This window comes from Lysinibacillus sp. FSL M8-0216, from assembly GCF_038595555.1.
Classification (GTDB): Bacteria; Bacillota; Bacilli; order Bacillales_A; family Planococcaceae; genus Lysinibacillus; species Lysinibacillus fusiformis.
The window spans coordinates 3,445,981-3,466,200 of sequence record NZ_CP152007.1 but is presented as its reverse complement, the minus strand read 5'-3'; the positions used below and the strand labels follow the sequence as shown (position 1 = coordinate 3,466,200).

17 protein-coding genes are annotated in these 20,220 nt (G+C 36.6%); 10 read left to right on the top strand and 7 right to left on the bottom strand.

What is annotated here, in order from left to right; translation table 11 throughout:
* The gene (locus MKX57_RS17045) at window positions 1–1,068 is read left to right on the top strand and encodes a PQQ-dependent sugar dehydrogenase (RefSeq protein ID WP_107922037.1); all 1,068 of its coding nucleotides are present in this window, start codon (window positions 1–3) and stop codon (window positions 1,066–1,068) included.
* Between the two features lie 51 nt (window positions 1,069–1,119).
* Complete coding sequence (locus MKX57_RS17040; protein WP_090002889.1) at window positions 1,120–1,539, top strand: universal stress protein; 420 nt, start codon at window positions 1,120–1,122, stop codon at window positions 1,537–1,539.
* Between the two features lie 82 nt (window positions 1,540–1,621).
* Here the strand turns inward: MKX57_RS17040 and MKX57_RS17035 are convergent, their stop codons facing one another.
* From MKX57_RS17035 to MKX57_RS17005, 7 genes are all read right to left on the bottom strand, one after another.
* A complete protein-coding gene (locus MKX57_RS17035) occupies window positions 1,622–2,479 on the bottom strand; it encodes a DUF6612 family protein (protein WP_036119322.1) in 858 nt (285 codons plus the stop codon).
* A 248-nt stretch (window positions 2,480–2,727) separates the two neighbouring features.
* A complete protein-coding gene (gene qoxD / locus MKX57_RS17030; protein WP_008180843.1) occupies window positions 2,728–3,009 on the bottom strand; it encodes a cytochrome aa3 quinol oxidase subunit IV in 282 nt (93 codons plus the stop codon).
* Window positions 3,009–3,608 carry a cytochrome aa3 quinol oxidase subunit III gene (qoxC, locus tag MKX57_RS17025; RefSeq protein ID WP_025114588.1) on the bottom strand — a complete coding sequence of 200 codons (600 nt, stop codon included), beginning with the start codon at window positions 3,606–3,608 and terminating at the stop codon, window positions 3,009–3,011. The genes qoxD and qoxC overlap by 1 nt, the downstream gene beginning before the upstream one ends.
* Window position 3,609: 1 nt before the next feature.
* Window positions 3,610–5,553 carry a cytochrome aa3 quinol oxidase subunit I gene (qoxB, locus tag MKX57_RS17020; protein ID WP_089986698.1) on the bottom strand — a complete coding sequence of 648 codons (1,944 nt, stop codon included), beginning with the start codon at window positions 5,551–5,553 and terminating at the stop codon, window positions 3,610–3,612.
* A gap of 60 nt (window positions 5,554–5,613) precedes the next feature.
* On the bottom strand, window positions 5,614–6,519 hold the full coding sequence (gene qoxA / locus MKX57_RS17015) for a cytochrome aa3 quinol oxidase subunit II (protein ID WP_008180850.1): 906 nt from the start codon (window positions 6,517–6,519) through the stop codon (window positions 5,614–5,616).
* Window positions 6,520–7,337: 818 nt separating this feature from the next.
* On the bottom strand, window positions 7,338–8,180 hold the full coding sequence (locus MKX57_RS17010) for a DUF2785 domain-containing protein (protein WP_171365518.1): 843 nt from the start codon (window positions 8,178–8,180) through the stop codon (window positions 7,338–7,340).
* 258 nt (window positions 8,181–8,438) lie between these two features.
* Window positions 8,439–8,903 (bottom strand): hypothetical protein, encoded by a 465-nt coding sequence (locus MKX57_RS17005; protein WP_089986695.1) that lies wholly within the window; start codon window positions 8,901–8,903, stop codon window positions 8,439–8,441.
* A 211-nt stretch (window positions 8,904–9,114) separates the two neighbouring features.
* Here MKX57_RS17005 and MKX57_RS17000 point away from each other — a divergent pair, with 211 nt between their 5' ends.
* From MKX57_RS17000 to MKX57_RS16965, 8 genes are all read left to right on the top strand, one after another.
* A complete protein-coding gene (locus MKX57_RS17000; protein WP_043990763.1) occupies window positions 9,115–10,098 on the top strand; it encodes a DUF3196 family protein in 984 nt (327 codons plus the stop codon).
* Between the two features lie 119 nt (window positions 10,099–10,217).
* Entirely contained in the window at window positions 10,218–11,507 is a 1,290-nt protein-coding gene (tig, locus tag MKX57_RS16995; protein ID WP_036119311.1) for a trigger factor, read from the top strand.
* A 517-nt stretch (window positions 11,508–12,024) separates the two neighbouring features.
* Window positions 12,025–13,296, top strand: coding sequence for an ATP-dependent protease ATP-binding subunit ClpX (clpX, locus tag MKX57_RS16990; protein WP_008180649.1), 1,272 nt, complete (start codon window positions 12,025–12,027; stop codon window positions 13,294–13,296).
* A gap of 229 nt (window positions 13,297–13,525) precedes the next feature.
* Entirely contained in the window at window positions 13,526–15,850 is a 2,325-nt protein-coding gene (gene lon, locus MKX57_RS16985; protein ID WP_043990746.1) for an endopeptidase La, read from the top strand.
* Window positions 15,851–15,854: 4 nt separating this feature from the next.
* Window positions 15,855–16,436, top strand: coding sequence for a ribosome biogenesis GTP-binding protein YihA/YsxC (gene yihA, locus MKX57_RS16980; protein WP_008180654.1), 582 nt, complete (start codon window positions 15,855–15,857; stop codon window positions 16,434–16,436).
* 136 nt (window positions 16,437–16,572) lie between these two features.
* The gene (locus MKX57_RS16975) at window positions 16,573–16,746 is read left to right on the top strand and encodes a YjfB family protein (protein ID WP_008180656.1); all 174 of its coding nucleotides are present in this window, start codon (window positions 16,573–16,575) and stop codon (window positions 16,744–16,746) included.
* Window positions 16,747–16,889: 143 nt separating this feature from the next.
* A complete protein-coding gene (locus MKX57_RS16970; protein WP_043990747.1) occupies window positions 16,890–18,548 on the top strand; it encodes a DUF5666 domain-containing protein in 1,659 nt (552 codons plus the stop codon).
* 206 nt (window positions 18,549–18,754) lie between these two features.
* On the top strand, window positions 18,755–20,203 hold the full coding sequence (locus tag MKX57_RS16965) for an S-layer homology domain-containing protein (RefSeq protein ID WP_043990748.1): 1,449 nt from the start codon (window positions 18,755–18,757) through the stop codon (window positions 20,201–20,203).
* Window positions 20,204–20,220: the final 17 nt, after the last annotated feature.

Genomic DNA, 20,220 nt, shown 5'->3' with positions numbered 1-20,220 from the left:
ATGAAGCGAATGATTCCCATTTTGCTGCTAGCCATTTTTATGTGTGCGGCCTGTACTTCTACCAAGGAGAAGAATGAGAGGATGGTAAAACAAGAAGAACCCTCAAAAGTCATTCCAAACGTTGAAATAATAGCGAAGCAATTACGAACACCTTGGTCGATTGAAAAAAGCGATACAGCATTATATGTAACAGAAAGACCAGGCAATATTGTGAAGATCATGGAAGGTGAAGTTGCAAGACAACAGGTCCTATTAAAGAAGGAATTATCGACAGCTCCTGAAGCTGGCCTCCTAGGATTTGTGTTATCTCCTGATTTTACGACAACCCATATTGCTTATGCTTACTATACGTATGAAGAGGGATCAGCACAATTTAATCGGGTTGTAACATTAACGCTAATCGATAATAAGTGGCAGGAAACAGATCTCTTAATTGATCGAATACAGAGCGGTACATATCATCATGGCGGACGTTTAAAAATAGGTCCCGATAGGAAATTGTATGTTACTGTCGGAGATGCCACTCAGCCATCTTTAGCACAGGATTTAGATGCATTGGAAGGAAAGATTTTACGACTCAATTTGGACGGTTCCATACCGAATGATAATCCTTTTCCTCGTTCTTATGTGTATAGCTATGGGCATCGAAATCCGCAGGGATTAGCATGGGCAACGGATGGTACGATGTACGCAAGCGAACATGGCAATGCGGCCAATGACGAAATCAACATGATTGAAAAAGGGAAGAATTATGGTTGGCCACTTATGGAGGGAACAGACAAACAGCAACATATGGTCACGCCACTATTTACCTCAGGCTCGACGAAAACGTGGGCGCCATCTGGTATTACTGTAGTAGATGATCATTTATATGCTGCAGCACTAAGGGGGACTGCGGTGCTAACATTTGATGTAAACATGAAAAAACAAGATATGCTACTATCGGAATTTGGAAGAATACGAGATGTTTTTATGGATGGTAGCTACTTATACTTTATTAGTAATAATACGGATGGACGCGGCAATCCTCAACCCGATGACGATAAACTATACAGAATACCGTTATGATATAATATTTGTGAAAACATGGAATGGCATGATGAATGGAGAGGACTAAATATGGCTAATTATTTTAAAATCGCAGTAGCAATTGATTTCTCAGAACAATCATTGAAGGCTTTAGAAAGAGCGAGTCAAGTAGCAATGCAACACAATGCTACTTTGCAATTAGTGAATGTGATTGATACAAAATCTTTTGGAGCGGTGTCAGCATATGATTTAAAATATGCGGAAGAATTGAAGAAAGAAAACAAGAGCAAAATGGAAAGCTTAGAAAAGCAAGTGGTTCAGACAGGTGTTCAAAGTGTAGAATCTGTAGTAGAAACGGGTTCGCCAAAGGGGATCTTGACACAGCTTACGAATGTTGATTTGATCGTATGTGGGGCAACCGGGTTAAATCGAATGGAAAAAATGATGCTAGGGTCTGTAGCAGAAAAAGTAGTACGTCATGCTCATTGTGATGTATTAATCGTTCGATAATTTTACGGAAATCTTCGTCATATTTATATGGATAAAGACAAAACAAACCTGCTTGTAGATAGATGACAAGCAGGTTTGTTTATTATTCGATTGTTTGTGCGTTATCTACAATGCTTTGAGGAATATCAATTGTTTTAAGATGATTGAAATCAGTATAAGTAACGACTGATTTTGTATTCATTAACAATTCATCGCCTTCTACTGCCATTTTTAAATCAAAATTCATATCCATTTTTTTCGTATCGAAAGTCTCTTTATCAATGTGTAGCACATAGTTGATTTTTTCGATTGTTAATTGATCCATAGGGTTTTCTTCTAATCCCATGTCCTCTATTGATTTATTAATCTCAGAATCAATTAGCTCTTTAAATTTATCACCTTTTGCTTCTAATGTAAGGACATATTCTTTATCGGTTTGTTCAAATGTAAAATCATTAATAAACTTTTTAAGTTGTTCTAACTGTTCTTTAGCGTCAGCAGAAGCAGCCGTTTGATCTAAAATAGCATCAAAGTTCTCATCAGGAAGCTTTAACCAGCTGTCTGTAGTCACATCTTTCATGAAAAGGCCAGCGTCTTTTTTCATATACATTTCAATAGGCATGTCCGTTGTTTCTTGGCCTTCACTCATCATATCTGGCATCGACATAGAGCCTGATAAATGCATTGCTAGTGGGTCGACGATAATGTCCATTTCCATTTTAGAGTTAATAGAGAACTCCATCGCCTCTTCACCAGATCCAACCTTCGTTACCTGTGTCATATCCATATTGGCACTAGCACTTTTAATGTCAGACTGACGATCCACTGCCTTGTCATACACTTGTTCTAAAGTGAGGTTGCTAGTTTTAGTTGTGTCTTTCGTAGGTGTGGCACTTGAATTACAAGCAGCAAGCGTCAATGCTAGTGTTCCAACTGCTAGTACTTTAAAAATCTTCTTCATTACTTTCATCTCCTATTCTTGGTAAAAAACACTATCTACTAATATACGCCCAAGAAAAGGAAAAGTTTCGTTATTCTATAAAATGTATCTAAATACTTAGTAAAAAAACAATAATCTTGCAATAATGACCAGAAAGAAGCATGAAAATTAATAAAAAAGCTGTCACCAACCAATCGTTTAATACGAAAGTAGGTGACAGCTTTTTGAGGAGCTTTTCAATAAGCTCGAAAATATCTACATGTAATTGCTTAGTAACCCCAGATCATGGCGAACAATGTACCAATGATTGTTACAACACCTACGAATACTGAATATAAAATCGTTGTATATAACGTTTTCTTATCTTCAGATTCACCGATGTGCATGAATAACACTAACTGTACAGTTGCTTGTGCAAGGGCAGTGACAAGTAAAATAGCAAATGCCACTTTATAACTCATATCAAAGGTTACAACGGCTAAAGCGACAAGTGTCAGTAATAGTGAGAAGCCGAAGCCCATGACATGTTGTTTTGGGAATAATTCCTTCATCAGCTAATCAGTCCTTTCAAATAGACGAAGCTGAAGATGAAAATCCAAACAACGTCTAGGAAATGCCAGTACAATGAGAAGATAAACGCTTTGTTCGCTGTTTGTGGATTTAAACCACGTTTAGCTACTTGGATAATGATAGCTAGGCCCCAGAAGAAACCAAATGTTACGTGGGCACCGTGTGTTCCAAGTAATGTCATTAATGATGACAGGAATGCGCTTGTTTGAATTGTCGCACCTTCATGTACATAAGTGATGAACTCATCAATCTCAATAGCTAAGAAACCTAAGCCGAGTAAAAGGGTAATGATGAAGAAAGTCATCATTGCCTTTTTACGACCAATACGCATTGCATGAACACCCAGACCAATTGTGAAACTACTTGTTAATAATAAGAATGTTTCCCATAAAACTGGTGTTAACTCAAAGATTTCAGCACCATTCGGGCCACTACCTGTCCGTGTGTGAAGTGTGAAATACACAGTAAACAATGTGGCAAATAACACGATCTCGGCGCCAAGGAAAATCCAGAAACCAAAGATTTTTAGGCGATTTTCCTCTGTACTATATTCTAATGGAAGTGAAGAATCGATTTTCATATTATTTATCACCTCTCAAGCTTTTCTCAGTTGCCATGACTTCCTCAACTGAAATATAACGACCATGGTCTTTTTCGAAAGAACGATGGATCATGAAGCCAAATACACCAAGCATACTAATGATGGCTGGCACCCATAGATTGAATACAGCGAAGAATGCTGCAAGGAAGAAGAATCCACTCATCCAGAAAGGTGTGCCTGTATTATTTGGCATGTGAATTTTTTCAATTTTACCTGCTGTAATATCGCGACCTTCTTTTTTCGCGAACCAGAATTCATCTAAGCGAGTAACAGTTGGAACAACTGCAAAGTTGTATTCTGGTACTGGAGAATGAGTAGCCCATTCAAGTGTACGACCTTCCCATACATCTGCCTTTTCATTACGAGGCATATGTTTCCAGCTGTAGTAGATATTATAAACGATCAGCGCAAAGCCGACTGCAAGTCCTAAAGCACCAACGAATGATAACATGTTCAATGGTCCATAGCCTGTTGATTCTGAGTAAGTGTACATACGACGAGCATAACCATCTAAACCTAAAATGAATAGTGGGAAGAATGTTACGTTGAAGCTGATTGCAATGAACCAGAACGCAGTTTTCCCTAATTTTTCATTTAAACGGAAACCGAACATTTTTGGCCACCAGTAGTGGTAACCTGCAAGTACACCGAATACTGTACCTGGAATTAAAACGTAGTGGAAGTGGGCAACTAAGAACATCGTATTATGATATTGATAGTCAGCACTTGCCATCGCTAGCATTACCCCTGTAACCCCACCAATTGTGAAGATTGGAATAAAGCCAAGAGCATAAAGCATCGGTGTTGTAAATTGAATTTTCCCGTTCCTCATCGTCAGTAGCCAGTTAAATATTTTAACACCGGTTGGAACGGCGATTGCCATTGTTGTAATAGAGAATACGCTGTTTACCATTACCCCGTGACCCATTGTATAGAAGTGGTGGGCCCAAACTACGAATGATAGTAAAGAAATGACAACCATACTCATAACCATTGATTTATAGCCGTACAAGTTTTTACGCGCAAATGTTGCAATGATTTCTGAGAAAATACCGAAAGCAGGTAGAATAACGATATAAACTTCAGGATGTCCCCAAACCCAGAATAGGTTGGCCCAAAGCATATCCATACCGCCGTCTTGCATTGCAAAGAATTTAGTACCGAATTGACGGTCTAACATCATAAGAGCAAGCGCTACAGTTAATACTGGGAATGCGAATACAATAATTACGTTTGTAATTAAAATCGACCAAGTAAACATTGGCATTTTCATTAATTTCATACCAGGTGCACGCATTTTAATAATAGTCGTGATGAAGTTAACACCTGTCATTAATGTACCAATACCTGATAATTGAAGTGCTAAAGAATAATAGTTATTCCCTACAGTCGGACTGAAATCCGTACTGGCAAGAGGGAAGTAGGCTGTCCAACCAGCGTCTGGTGAACCACCGATAATGAATGATAAGTTTAATAAACCAGCACCTGCTGCGAATAGCCAAAAGCTGACAGCATTTAAACGTGGGAAAGCAACGTCACGTGCACCAATTTGAAGTGGGATGACAATGTTCATTAAACCAATAACAAATGGCATCGCCATAAATAAAATCATTAATAAACCGTGTGTTGTGAAAATTTCATTATAATGTTGTGCATCAAGAAGCCCGTTATCCGGAACAGCTGTTTGTGCACGCATTAATAGTGCATCGATACCACCGCGGAATAGCATTAATAATGCTACAGCGATATACATAATCCCGATTTTTTTATGGTCAACAGTTGATAGCCAGTTTTTGTAGAAATAGCCCCATTTTTTGAAATAAGTAAGGCCAGCTACGATAACGACTGCTCCAACTACGATACTAATAGCTGCCGCTAAAATCATCGGTTCTTGCATTGGATGGAATAATTCTTCCATACTCATTGGATGCGCTCCTTTCAAAATTAAAAATTAATATTCTACTCGTTCAAAGTTAAATGTAAATTAATGACCTGAATGTTCATTATTCATATCTTCTTCAGACATGTCACCATGGTCCATGTCACCCATTTTCATGTTTTTACCATGTTCCATTGGGGCAGGGCTGAATTCTAAGTGTGTAGATGAGAAGCTTTGGCGACCAACATGCTCAGCCTTTAATAGCTCATCAAATTTTTCTTCTGTTAATGGTTTTTCTTTTGCTTTAACATCAGCAACCCATTTATCGAAGTCTTCTTGTGTCATAGATTGTGCTTCAAATTCCATTTCTGCAAATCCACGTCCATTGAAGTTAGAGTTACGTCCCATGAATGAACCCACTTCATCTGCTGCAAGGTGGATAGTTGTTAACATATCACTCATGGCATATTTTTGACCTGCTAATTGAGGAATCCAGAAACTTGTAATCGGACCGAATGAGTATAATTTAAACTCAATTGGACGATCCACTGGAAGATTGACATAGTTAACTGTTTCAACACCTTCTTCAGGGTAACTAAAATGCCATTTCCAGTTTGATGATGATGCATAAATTACTAAAGGTTCTTTATCGTCATATCCTGCTGGCTGAGCCTCTACAGTAGATGTTGTTCTTACAGTTACAACAGCCAAGAATGCAACAATAATAATAGGAATTACTGTCCATGTGATTTCTAGAAGATGGCTACCCTCTTCATGAGGTGGCTCATAATCTGCAGATGCTTTTGACGCACGATATTTAGTTAGCATAAAGGCTAAAAGCACATACACGACTAGTAATATAAAGGCCATTGTAATAATGGATAAAATAATTGTGTTTGATAATGTTTCTGCATTTGGTCCTTTAGGATTGAACACTGTTAATGGCTCACATCCAGCAAGTAGTGCAAGGGCACCCAATGCTACAAACATTAAACTTAATTTTTTCTTCATGTTTGACTCCTTTCTATAGAACGGCTATTCATAAAATTCATGTGTTTTTTGTCAGTTCACATTTATAAATAGTGGATACTGAGGTCACCTCTTTTATCTTGGCGTACCAATCAACAACTTAAGAATTTACAATGGCATGGTTCAATATGAAACATAAATCTTGAAGTTGATTGGTCTAATGCAAGCGTTAGCAAAATCAATGATTTGTGCAATCGTTTCACATACGTACATGTCTATAACGATTGTCACAGCTTGTCGTTGTTTGCACATTGGATTATACGCCCTGTTTTTAAGAAAAAACATAATTTTGTTATGAAAATGATAGTAAAGATACATTGAATTTGAACATTTTTTGAACAAAAAACGTTATTTTAGTATTGGTATTTTAAGGTTTTGTTTATTAAACACTGTGGAAACGTTGAAAATACTGCATTCTTCATGTTTACCTAAGTAAATAGTTTTTTTTATGAAAAATTGCATTTCACATTTTGGACGCTGTTTTGTAATAAAATCCGTATCCCATCGGACATAATAATATATTTCATTTGCCTTTTTTCTATAAAAGGAGTAGAAGAAGACTCATTGTGTGGAAACATTAGGATGAACTATCAATGAAAGGAATGATTGAAAAGGGAATAAATGGGGAGTGTTATTAATTATGTTAATATAACAAATAGTTTTCTTGATTATACATAAATTTACATATTTATATTCTATTTGAAAAACAAAAAGCAAACTAAGTAAATTCTTAGTTTGCTAAAATGGTAGAAATTTTTTATGTTTGTGAGAAAGATACGTAACGAATCAGCATTTTTTAGTCAGTCACCAAGCTTGAGCCATTTGGCTACTTGCCCATAGATTGTATTTTGTAGTTTGGGGGCTTTATTATTCATTTTTAAAGAAAAATATAATGTCTTCATGAAGTTTAATGTACAAGTGCGCCCACTAAAAAAGCTATCATTATAACCGTGCGTCATTAAATGCATTTCAAACTTATCAAAGGCTTGTTCAACAAATTCGATCAAAGCTTCCTCCGAGTAGTTTTGTTGTAATAAAGCATCTACTATGTTGATTAATCGCTCTTCTTCATCATTGACATAGACAGTGCCTTTCCACGTGACAAGCTTAAGTGCATGTAAAATGGATGGAGCATATTGCAAATCGAATTTTGGGTGTTTAATAGTCATGGAGGCTAAATCAGCCCCATGTGAAATGCTATGAGCCCATCCTTTATCCTTTACGTAACCTCTTGTATCTTGTTCTAATAATAGATAACGTCCAATTTTTTTAAAGAACGGCTGCAACTCCTCATCTTTTAAAACAAGCATCTCGGCATCCTTTGCAAGTATACCTGCAATAAGCAGTGCAGAGAATGATCTAGTAAAGACACTGTCTGTTGGTGCTTGTCCGATATGTACATATAAAAATTCCTCACTTGTTGCTGTCTCAAATAATAATTGTAATTGTTGTGTGCTTAATAAATTATCACTCAGTAAATCAACAAACGTACGATAAATTAAATGATCACGCAATTCAGCATCAGTTGAGCCAATGTGCGTTAACATCTCCTGTAAGAGCCATTCTCCGTTGTCCTTCATCACTGACTGACGTTCATGCAGTGTCATAGTAGAAAAAGATTGTAGTGTTTCTTTTACATTCATATTTATGTGCCTCCATCATAAGGTTTGTTCTATTATTATAGCTCCTTTTTCAAGCAAATCGACCAATTTGCAATCCTGATGCAGGACGGAAAGACACTTACTATTTGAATCGACAATACAAACACTTTAATGTTTGTGGCTGTTATAATATTATTTCCAGAAACTATAGAAAGTTGTTATGATAGAAACGCAATAAAATGGAAAGGCTTAAATAAGAGTAACAAAAAAAGACATACGATGAAGTATGTCTATCTCTACCTATATTATGGCTGCAGATTTTATACCGATTGGCCATTCAATCAGTGAATGCTGGTTTGTCTTCAGCTCAACGAGAATATTGGTATTTTTTATAGCATCAATAAGCCATTCGCTGTAATGACGATTCGGCTCAGGATGTTGTAAAATTTGATGCATATCTTTTTTGTCCACATGTAACAGCTTGTCATTACATTCGATGTTTACTTTTTGAGGAATAATGGAAAGAGATTCATTTTGATGCCCAAGTGCAATAGAACCAGGAATTGTTCCAAGAATACGTAAAAGATAAGTGCTAGCTTCTTGCGTATACACATCAATTTTTGTACGTGTTAAAAATTCAAATTCGATCGGATTATCTTGAATAGGTCCGTCCGCTGTAGAAAATGAAATGACTTTAATCGATAATGCCTCGAATGCAGGTGAGATACAATGGTCAAATTCAGTGATTGTATCTAGTAATTGCATGTATTCCACTCCTTATTAAGAACTTGATTTTCTGTATGCAGATAACTAGGAATAGTCTGCGAATTGTAATAAATTTTAGACTATTCTAATTATAATACATTTTATTACAAAATATGAATGTAAAAGCAATTATTTTTTGTAAAAAATAAGAAAATTGTGGATTTTTTAGTAAATAATCGAAATGAAAAATAGAACAGAGGAGGTGAGGGAATTGACAAAACGTAAGCGTCATGTTATTAAACATGACAATATTATTGTTTTTCCAGGCGCTGTCCAAACATTAATACGTGAAGGGCATATGTTTGCTGAAAATTATCAATACGAGAAAGCTGTTGCAAGTTTTGAAAAGGCCTTTATATATGAAACGGGTGATGAATTTGCGCTTAGCGCCTATGCCTTTGCTTTATACGAATTAAAGGATTATGACAAGGCAAAAGGAGTTTGTGAACAGCTTTTTACAATGGGGACAACAATGTATGTGGAAGTCATGGAATTGTATATTACAATTTGCATGCAGTTGAAGGAATATCATCAAGTAGAGACGTTGATCACGACCCTCCTAGAGGAAAGTGTACTGCCAAGTGATCAAGTGGAGAAATTTGAACGATTAAAAAGTCTTAATAGAGAAGTATCCAAAAATCTTGAAAAAAAAGAAAATGCGCAACGGTTTATAGAAGAGCAGGAGTATGAGCTTGAAAAATTTAGTGCACTAGCTGCGAATGAGCAATCTATCAAATTACATCGTCTGATGGATACCAATGTAAGACAGTTAAAAACGGCATTGCAAGCAATTATTGAAAGTACAACCGTCCATCCTTTTGTCCAAAGCTTGGCTTTAATCCTATTAGTTGAACAGGAAGTTTCAATTGATATTACGGTTTCAAAATTGGGGCATTCAAAAACGATAAACCCCGCACAACTATCTTTACCTAATCAATTACCACAATATGGTGAAATAAAAAATATAGTTGAAAGTAAGTTGACACAAGACCCAACGACGTTGGAAATGGTACAATACTTAATGGCGAAACATGCCATTGTCACATTTCCCTTTGAATGGCATCCATTTGAGGCGGAAGATGTTGCCTATAGTTATATAGATTTTGTATCATCAATGCTAGGGAATGTGAAAGAAATGGACTATGAAATCGTAGACTTTTTACAAATGTTAGAAAAGCTAACAGAACTACATTAGGTATGAAAAAAGTTGAAACTATACACATCTATGTTATACTAAAATGGTTGTCAAAATCGTAGTTACGAATGAATTGTCTAACATCCTAAACTTGATTATTTATTTGGAGGTATTTATACATGTCAGCAAAATGGGAAAAACAAGAAGGTAATATCGGTACTCTTACAATTGAAGTACCAGCTGCAGAAGTAGATGCAGCAATGGACCAAGCGTTCAAAAAAGTTGTAAAACAAATTAACGTACCAGGTTTCCGTAAAGGTAAAATGCCTCGTAAAATGTTCGAACAACGTTTCGGTATCGAATCTTTATACCAAGATGCATTAGAAATTATCGTTCCTGATTCTTATGCAAAGGCAATCGATGAAGCTGGAATTATGCCAGTTGATTACCCAGAAATCTCTGGTACAGAAAACTTTGTACATGGTCAAGATTTCTCATTCACTGCACAAGTAACAGTTAAACCAGAACCAAAACTTGGTGACTACAAAGGTCTAGAAGTAGCTAAACTTCCAGTTGAAGTAACTGATGAAGAAGTAGACGCTCAAATTCAAGACCAATTAGCTCGTAAAGCTGAACTTGAAATTAAAGAAGACGAAGCAATCGTTGAAGGCGATACAGCAGTAATCGATTTCGAAGGTTTCGTTGGTGAAGAAGCTTTTGAAGGTGGTAAAGGTGAAGACTATCCACTAGAAATCGGTTCTGGTTCTTTCATTCCTGGTTTTGAAGAGCAATTAACAGGTGTGAAAGCTGGCGAATCTAAAGATGTAGTTGTTACATTCCCAGAAGAATACCATGCTGCTGAATTAGCAGGCAAAGAAGCTACTTTCAAAGTAACAGTGAAAGAAGTTAAAACAAAAGTTCTTCCTGAATTAAATGATGAATTCGCAAAAGAATTAGATTCAGAAGTAGAAAGCGTAGAAGCTTTACGCGCTAAAATTAAAGAACAAACAGAAGCACAAAAAGTAGCAGAATCTGATGCATCTCTTCGTGATGAGCTAGTAGAAAAAGCTTCTGAAAATGCTGAGTTTGAAGTACCAGCAGGAATGATTAACTCTGAAACTGATCGTATGTTGCAAGAGTTTGGTCAACGTCTACAAACACAAGGTATGAACTTAGATCTATACTACCAATTCTCTGGCCAATCTGAAGAAGATTTACGTGGTCAAATGAAAGAAGAAGCAGAAAGCCGTGTACGTGTATCTTTAACACTAGAAGCGATTGCTGAAGCTGAAAAAATTGAAGCAACTGAAGCTGATATTGAAGCAGAATTAGAAAAAATGGCTGCTCAATTCAACATGACAAAAGAGCAAATTACAGGTGCTTTAGGTGGTACAGCAGTACTTGAAAACGACATCAAAATCCAAAAAACAGTTGAATTTTTAGTAGAAAACGCTAAAATTACTGAATAAGATTTTGTGTAATTAGATAGCTAAAAAAAACAAGGTACGGCATTAAACCGTGCCTTGTTTTATCACATCAACTAAAAATCAGTCCCCTTAAAGTTTAGTACGACTCACTTTACACTTCACTTATACATAGTATTGTTTTTATTTTTACACGATGCTCATTTTACTTCATTCTGTAAGATCATAATAAAGACATTAACAATCAACATTTCTTCGAATGAAAAAAGCCTTGGTAGATGAATGTAGTAGATTTATAAATAAAAAGCTATGTAGCTGATCAAGATATCAGTAGTTGATGACAGCTTGAATCTTATATGTCAGTAGTGAAGAACCGAGACCTTAGAAACGAAAGGTCGCGCAAATGGGTTCCTGAAAAATATGCTGCAGACGGCGAATGAAGTAAACAACATGATGTTATAATCTACTTGCATGAATGCGAAGGCATAAATGATGCAGACAATTTATTTGATAAAGGTTCAATAATCTTGTAAGATTGTTGCTTGAATAGGGGTGAAACATATTGTTCAAATTTAATGATGAAAAAGGCAATTTAAAATGCTCATTCTGTGGAAAACCACAAGAACAAGTGCGTAAATTAGTAGCAGGTCCTGGTGTGTATATTTGTGATGAGTGTATTGAGCTTTGTTCAGAAATCGTTGTAGAGGAACTAGGTGTAGAAGAGGAAATCGAATTCCAAGATATCCCGAAACCAAAAGAGATTCTAACGATTTTAGATGAGTATGTAATTGGACAAGAGCGTGCTAAAAAAGCATTAGCAGTTGCGGTTTATAATCACTATAAACGCATCAATACAAACAGTAAAATTGATGATGTTGAACTGGCAAAATCGAACATTGTGTTAATCGGCCCGACTGGTAGCGGTAAAACATTATTAGCTCAAACGTTAGCACGTATATTAAATGTTCCATTCGCGATTGCGGATGCTACTTCATTAACTGAAGCAGGATATGTGGGTGAGGACGTTGAAAATATTTTATTAAAGCTAATCCAATCAGCAGATTATGATATCGAACGCGCTGAAAAAGGTATTATCTATATTGATGAAATCGATAAAGTTGCACGTAAGTCAGAAAACCCATCCATTACACGCGATGTTTCTGGCGAAGGTGTTCAGCAGGCACTTCTAAAGATTTTAGAAGGAACTGTTGCAAGTGTTCCACCACAAGGTGGCCGAAAACATCCTCATCAAGAGTTTTTACAAATCGATACAACCAATATTTTATTCATTGTTGGTGGAGCGTTTGATGGCATTGAATCCATCATTAAACGTCGCCAAGGTGAAAAAATAATTGGATTTGGTTCAGATCCGAATATAGTGGACGTAGATGAAGGTTCTATCATGTCTAAGCTGATTCCTGAGGATTTACTGAAATTTGGTCTAATTCCAGAGTTCATTGGTCGATTACCAGTACTTGCTAGCCTAGAGCAATTAAATGAAGCTGCACTAGTACAAATTTTGACAGAGCCTAAAAATGCGTTAGCTAAGCAATATCAGAAAATGCTTGAACTAGACGGTGTTGAGCTTGAGTTTGATGAAGGTGCACTTGCGGAAATTGCGAAGGAAGCAATTGAGCGTAAAACAGGTGCACGTGGTCTTCGTTCAATAATTGAGTCAACGATGCTTGATGTAATGTACGAACTGCCTTCACGTGAAGACGTAAAAAAATGTATCATTACTGCAAAAACAATTACGGATAAAGAAAAACCGAAATTGCTTCTTGAAGATGGCACTGAACTCGATGAAGGTAGCGACACAAAAACTTCAGCATAGCGTATAGATTTGGCTGTCTACCGTTATGAGATAAAGAGTAATTAGCTGACTTCGATTGTGCAATGTTCGCACATATCGACAGTCAGCTTTTTATTCATTCTTACATATTGGCCAACTGACTTGTAGAAATTTTTGGCTCGTTTCAATAACTAGTGTGAATCAGTTTTTTAAACACATACTAGTAGCGCGGGAATTGAACATGAAAATTTTGACGGAGGTGAATACCCGCATGGTAACTATACAAAAAACAACAAATGTACCATTATTACCTTTACGTGGACTTTTAGTATTCCCATCGATGGTGTTACATATTGATGTGGGTAGAAATCGTTCTGTAGCAGCGCTAGAACAGGCAATGTTAGAGGACCAGATGATTTTATTGGTAACACAAAAGGAAATGCACGATGAACAGCCAGAAGAACAAGATTTATACGCGATTGGTACAATGGCTTATGTCAAACAAATGTTAAAATTACCAAATGGCACATTGCGAATTTTAGTTGAGGGAGTCGCGCGTGCATCTTGGAAAAACTATCGTGCCTTAGAAAATTTTACATTTGTTGATATCGACGTAAAAGAGGATTTGTTAGGTAAGGATGTAGAAACGCAAGCTTTAATGCGTACACTATTAACGTATTTTGAAAAATATGCTAAATCCTCTAATAAAATAACAGCCGAGACCATCAACACTGTAGCAGATATTGAGGAACCAGGACGATTAGCAGACATTATTGCATCACATTTACCATTTAAAATTGCAGATAAGCAAGAAGTGTTGGAAATGCTGAATGTGAAGAAACGACTAGATCACTTAATTATTCGTTTGCACGATGAACAAGAAGTACTCGATCTGGAAAAGAAGATCAATTCAAAAGTGAAGCAATCGATGGAGCGTACGCAAAAAGAATACTATTTACGTGAACAGATGAAGGCTATCCAAACCGAGCTTGGGGACCGTGAAGGAAAAACGGGTGAAGTAGCAGAGTTACGTAAATCAATTGATGCGTCAGGGATGCCTGAGTCAACAAAAGAAGTGGCACTGAAGGAATTAGATAGATATGAAAAAATTCCAGGTGCTAGTGCTGAAAGTGGCGTTATCCGAAATTACATCGATTGGCTCATTTCATTACCTTGGACAAAAGCAACTGAGGATCGCATGAATATTGATCATGCTGAGAACATTTTGAATCGGGATCATGATGGATTAGAAAAAGTTAAAGAACGGGTTCTTGAATATTTAGCTGTCCGTCAGCTGAAAAATTCACTTCGTGGACCGATACTTTGCTTAGCGGGACCTCCAGGTGTGGGGAAAACATCATTAGCTCGCTCTATCGCGGAAAGCTTAGACCGCAAATTTATTCGTATTTCATTAGGTGGGGTTCGTGATGAATCTGAAATTCGTGGGCACCGTCGTACGTATGTAGGAGCTATGCCAGGTCGTATTATCCAAGGAATGAAAAAGGCTGGTACCATTAATCCGGTATTTTTATTAGATGAAATTGATAAAATGTCTAATGACTTTAGAGGAGATCCTGCTGCAGCGATGCTAGAAGTTTTAGATCCTGCGCAAAACAATACATTTAGTGATCACTATATTGAGGAAACATATGATTTATCAAATGTCCTATTTATTGCCACTGCCAATGATTTGAGTAGCATCCCAGGACCATTGTTAGACCGTATGGAAGTAATTTCTATAGCAGGCTATACAGAAATTGAAAAAGCGCAGATTACGAATAATCATTTAATTCCGAAGCAATTGAAAGAACATGGTTTGAAAAAGTCACAAGTTATTATTAAGGATGAAGCCGTAATTGATATTATCCGTTATTATACACGTGAGGCTGGAGTACGTGGTTTAGAACGTCAAATTGCTACGCTTTGTCGTAAAATTGCCAAGATAATTGTCTCGGGTGAGAAAAAACGGGTAACGGTTAACTCGAAATCAATCCAAGAATTGCTTGGTAAACATCGTTTCCGTTACGGACAGGCTGAAAAGGAAAATCAAGTAGGTGTTGCAACTGGTCTTGCTTACACAACAGTTGGTGGCGACACATTACAAATTGAAGTATCCTTAACACCTGGAAAAGGGAAATTGCAACTAACAGGTAAGCTGGGAGATGTCATGAAAGAATCAGCTCAAACAGCCTTATCCTATGTTCGAACAAAAATGGAGAAACTTCAAGTAGATCCAGAATATTTTGATACACATGATATCCATATTCACGTTCCAGAAGGTGCTGTCCCTAAAGACGGGCCATCTGCAGGTATTACAATGGCGACAGCTATTGTCTCTGCTATTCTAAACCGACCGATTCGCAGAGAAGTGGGGATGACAGGTGAGATCACATTACGTGGTCGAGTACTACCAATTGGTGGTTTGAAAGAAAAAACATTAAGTGCTCACCGTGCAGGATTAACAACTATTATTTGTCCACAGGATAATGAACGCGATATAGAAGATATTCCTGACAGTGTCCGTGAGCAACTTACATTTAAACTAGTGTCATCGGCAGATGAAGTATTAGCCTATGCACTGGACGGAGGTATTTAGAAAAATGAAAGTCCATAATGTCGAAATGGTCATTAGTGCGGTAAGACCAGACCAATATCCAGAAGATGGACTGCCAGAATTTGCATTAGCTGGTCGTTCAAATGTAGGGAAATCTTCCTTCATTAATCGAATGATCGGACGTAAAGCTTTAGCGCGTATTTCGTCTAAACCTGGTAAAACACAAACCCTGAACTTTTATAAAATTGAAGAACAATTATTTTTTGTAGATGTTCCGGGCTATGGTTATGCAAAGGTTTCGAAATCAGAGCGTGAAGCGTGGGGAAAAATGATTGAGCGTTACTTTACAGGGCGTCAAGAATTAAAAGCAGTTGTACAAATTATTGATTTGCGTCATCCTCCAACAGCGGATGATCGCATGATGTATGATTTTTTAAAGCATTATAATATTCCTTGCATTGTGATTGCAACGAAGGCAGATAAAATTCCAAAAGGTAAATGGGATAAGCATAAAAAAATTGTCAAAGAGACATTGGAGATGGAAAAAAATGATCCACTTATTGTCTTTTCTTCAGAAACAGGCCTTGGTTTTGAAGAGGCTTGGCGTACTATCGAAAATAGAATGTAAAAAAAAGCATCTATTGGTTCTAATGAATTAGGACTGTAGATGCTTTTTATTTTTACTAATGAAGTATGGAGAAACTTGGAGAATATGCTTGAGAAATAAAAAAATTTGCCGATAAGGTAGATAGGAGGTGGACTGTATGGATATAGCGGCTTTATCGATAGCAATGAATCAAGCGACACTTATGCAAAACGTATCCTTGGCTGTAACAAAACAAGCGATGGATATGCAACAGCAAAACACAGAACAATTAGTTGAAATGTTAGATGCTCCACATCCGACAGCTGGACATACAATTGATGTTCAGGTCTGAGCAGGCAAGGTAGCTTTAATTGAAAGCTACCTTTACTTTTAAAGTTATCGGTTAAGATAGAAATTGTAACTTTTTGAATGAGAAAAACTACCAATAATACGATATACTATTCATGACTAAAATTTAGCAAGGAGGCAGAATTTTTGAAAAAGATATCATACATACTATCGATTATGTTACTGATGGTTCTAGTTTTTTCCTTTAACCAAACAGCTAAGGCTGCCCAATTAGTAACTGGTACCTTTGTTGATGTAACATATTCAGAATATACCAAGCCAGATGGCACGATAGAAAAGCAACTGAGTAAAGTGACATTGCAAAATGATCGAGGCCGTTCTGTAACCTACAATATTAGTAAGAACACACGCTTATTTATTAATAATACGTCCACAACTATAGAAGGTTTTAAAATGGGCATGGAAGTGGAAGCTGACATTTCTTTAAGAAGTGTTGTGGAACTACGAGGTAAATCTAATTTACCAACAGAAACGAATGTTCCATCAACTGGAGGCAACAGTACCACAATTGCTGGTGTCGTAACAAGTATCGATCCTAATGGATTATTTATTATGGTTAAGCCAGATGTTGGTGCAGAGACTACTTACTATATTAATAAAGAAACCGTTTATCAAAAAAGCTCATCTGCAACGGATATCAGTGCACTATATGTTGGAGATCGAATTAAATTGAGCTTGAAAAATAAAAATACTTCTATTGTTACAAAAATAGCAATAAGTGAAACGGGTACGCTTGTAGAAAACCTATATAAAGGGGAAATACAAGCAGTTAATCCTAATGCCAATAAATTAACTGTCAAAAACCAGCATGCTTTTGTTAACTGGCAATTTGGCTCTCAAATAACTGCAGACCTTTCAACAATGCCTTTTACTTCCAAGGTACCGATATATGTGGGAAATACTAAGGTAGAGAAAGGTCAACTGAAAAATTATATTGGTAGTGAAGCTTACTACGCGACTGTAAAACAATTTGGGAAAGAAGTTATTGAGAAAATTGTAGTATTGAAAAATAATGAACGAACTTATTATGAACCAATGCTATCTGTTGATACAGATTACAAACTGTTAAAACTTAAAACAGCAGGCTCAATGTATTTCCATAATGGAACTATTTTAATTCGTAATGGGCGTTTAATTGAACCGACGGGGCTTATGGCTTATGGTACAGCATTTGTAATTACAGATGGTGCTGCTCGTGATCACTATGCACAAGTAGTGCAAGTGACGAGTGATAGCTTTATGTCTCCAAACTTAGCTGGTCATGAATTATATTATGGACGATTATCTCAAGCTGATGGATACCTTATTGAAATTGACGATGCTATGAAAATAGAATCCAATGTTTTCAAGAAAACAGATCGTACAGTTCTGTCGGTTAGTAATTCAACAAAGGCAAAGGTAGATGACGGAAGTAGAACATATAATGTCATGCCTGATATTGAACTTTATTTATCTGAAGGGGATTATGGTTACTTCTATGTGAAGGATGGTCATGTACAGGCCCTTCATATGTTAGATAATGCCAAACCCGTTGCACCATTAATGCTTACAGGGAAGTTACAATCTGTGAAATCTACGTATCCTGCTGTTATAAACGTCAAGAGTGTTAGTCAATGGCAAAATGGCCATTGGTATGAAGCAGGTGAGATGATTAATATGAATATTGATCAAGCGACACTGATAAAAGCAGGTAAAGTGATTCAGGCATCTGATTTACAGCCATCGGATCGTTTAGTTGTACTATCGGATCGATTTGTAAAGGGACATTTTATTTTAGTAGATTAATGTCAATAACAAACTAAAATCTGCGAGTCTAATGCGAATAGTATTAGCAAAAAGGCGATGTATTCATAATCTAAAAAAGGAATCTTCGCTTCGGCTTATGGGCTAAATTGTCAATACTTTCGAAAGATAAGCAGATTTTTGCTTTAGAAATTTTTAAAGCTAGCATCATGATTCACTTTATGTACAGTGAAAGAGAGGATAAGCGCATGCCAAAAAATTGGTCAAAATTAGTGTTAGTCATTCTGGCTATTTTTGTAATTAATTCGATTACACCATTCCATGCATCAGCTGCTTCATTAGAAACAACAGGTGCCGTGAAAAATGAATATACATATGAGGAAGCGGTATTTCTTTCAGGATCACCCGTCATTTTCAAAGGAACAAGTAAAGATATTAAAATTACACAAAAAGAATCGAAGGGCAAATTAACTGAAACGTATAGTATGAAGTTAACTGGCAACAATGGCGCAACATTAACAAGAAACATTGCCTACGAGTCAGATGTTGTGGATTATGCAAGTATTGGTCAAAAAACTTCTAATGGAGAGGTTAAGAAATATACTGAAAAAATTACAATCGGATCGATTACTTATTCTTTAGTCGATTATCAATTTTCCCAAGGAACTGTTACAGATAATCGGGCAGCTTCTGATTATTACTCGGGAAATGTAATTTCAAGAAAGACCTATGCCTATGAAACTGGCAAAGGGAAAAATGCGGTTCAAAACACCATAACGATTGAAACTGATAGCAGACATGCAGGCTATGAAAACTTTTGGGGAGCAACTGAAACACAAATCACAGAGTCTGTATATTCATTCAGTGATGGTAAGACAAGCCATGTAAAAAATCGCGTATCTACTAGTAAATCACGTATCCTGAATTACGAGGAGAACCTAGGTACTTTAGGTAGCTTCGAAGGTGGCTATGCCGTTGTCAGTGAAAAGGACGTTATATCGGAGTACACTTATAATTTAGCTTCTGGACAAAAAGGTACACTGGATTTAGATACAGAATATATGCCAACTATTGAACGTCTTATTATTCCTAAATTTCGGGACTTAACAAATCATTATGCGAAAGAAGCAATTGAGAAACTGTATTCTCTAGGTATTTATTCAGATTCAAGTAATTTCTTCTCTCCTAAAACACCAATGAAACGCATTGATTTTACTACAGCCATTGGTAAAGCGGTTGACCTACGCGTGTTTGAAGAAAAGAAATCAAGAAAAGCTCCTACTACAAGTGTCTTTAAGGATTTAAAACGATCTACTAAAGACTATTTCTATATTGAATCAGCTTTAAATAAAGGGATCATTAAAGGGGTTTCAGCGGATTACTTCATGCCTGATGGTGCTATCACAAGAGCACAGGCGGCAACTATCTTTGTTCGTGCCTTAGGCCTGGAAAATAGAGCGCCGAATCCTGGCTTTTTAACGAAATTTACGGATGACAACCAAATTCCAAACTATGCAAGAGATGGTATCTATATTGCCAATGAGCTTGGATTGATGATTGGCGATTCTGCTGGACGTTTTAATCCAAATAAACCACTGTCTCGAGCAGAAGCTTCCGTTGTTCTAGAACGTTTCTTGAAATATTTAGAAGATGACTTGAAACAAAATTATCGTGATGACATATTGTTCTTTAACTAAAGAAAGGACTGAACAAC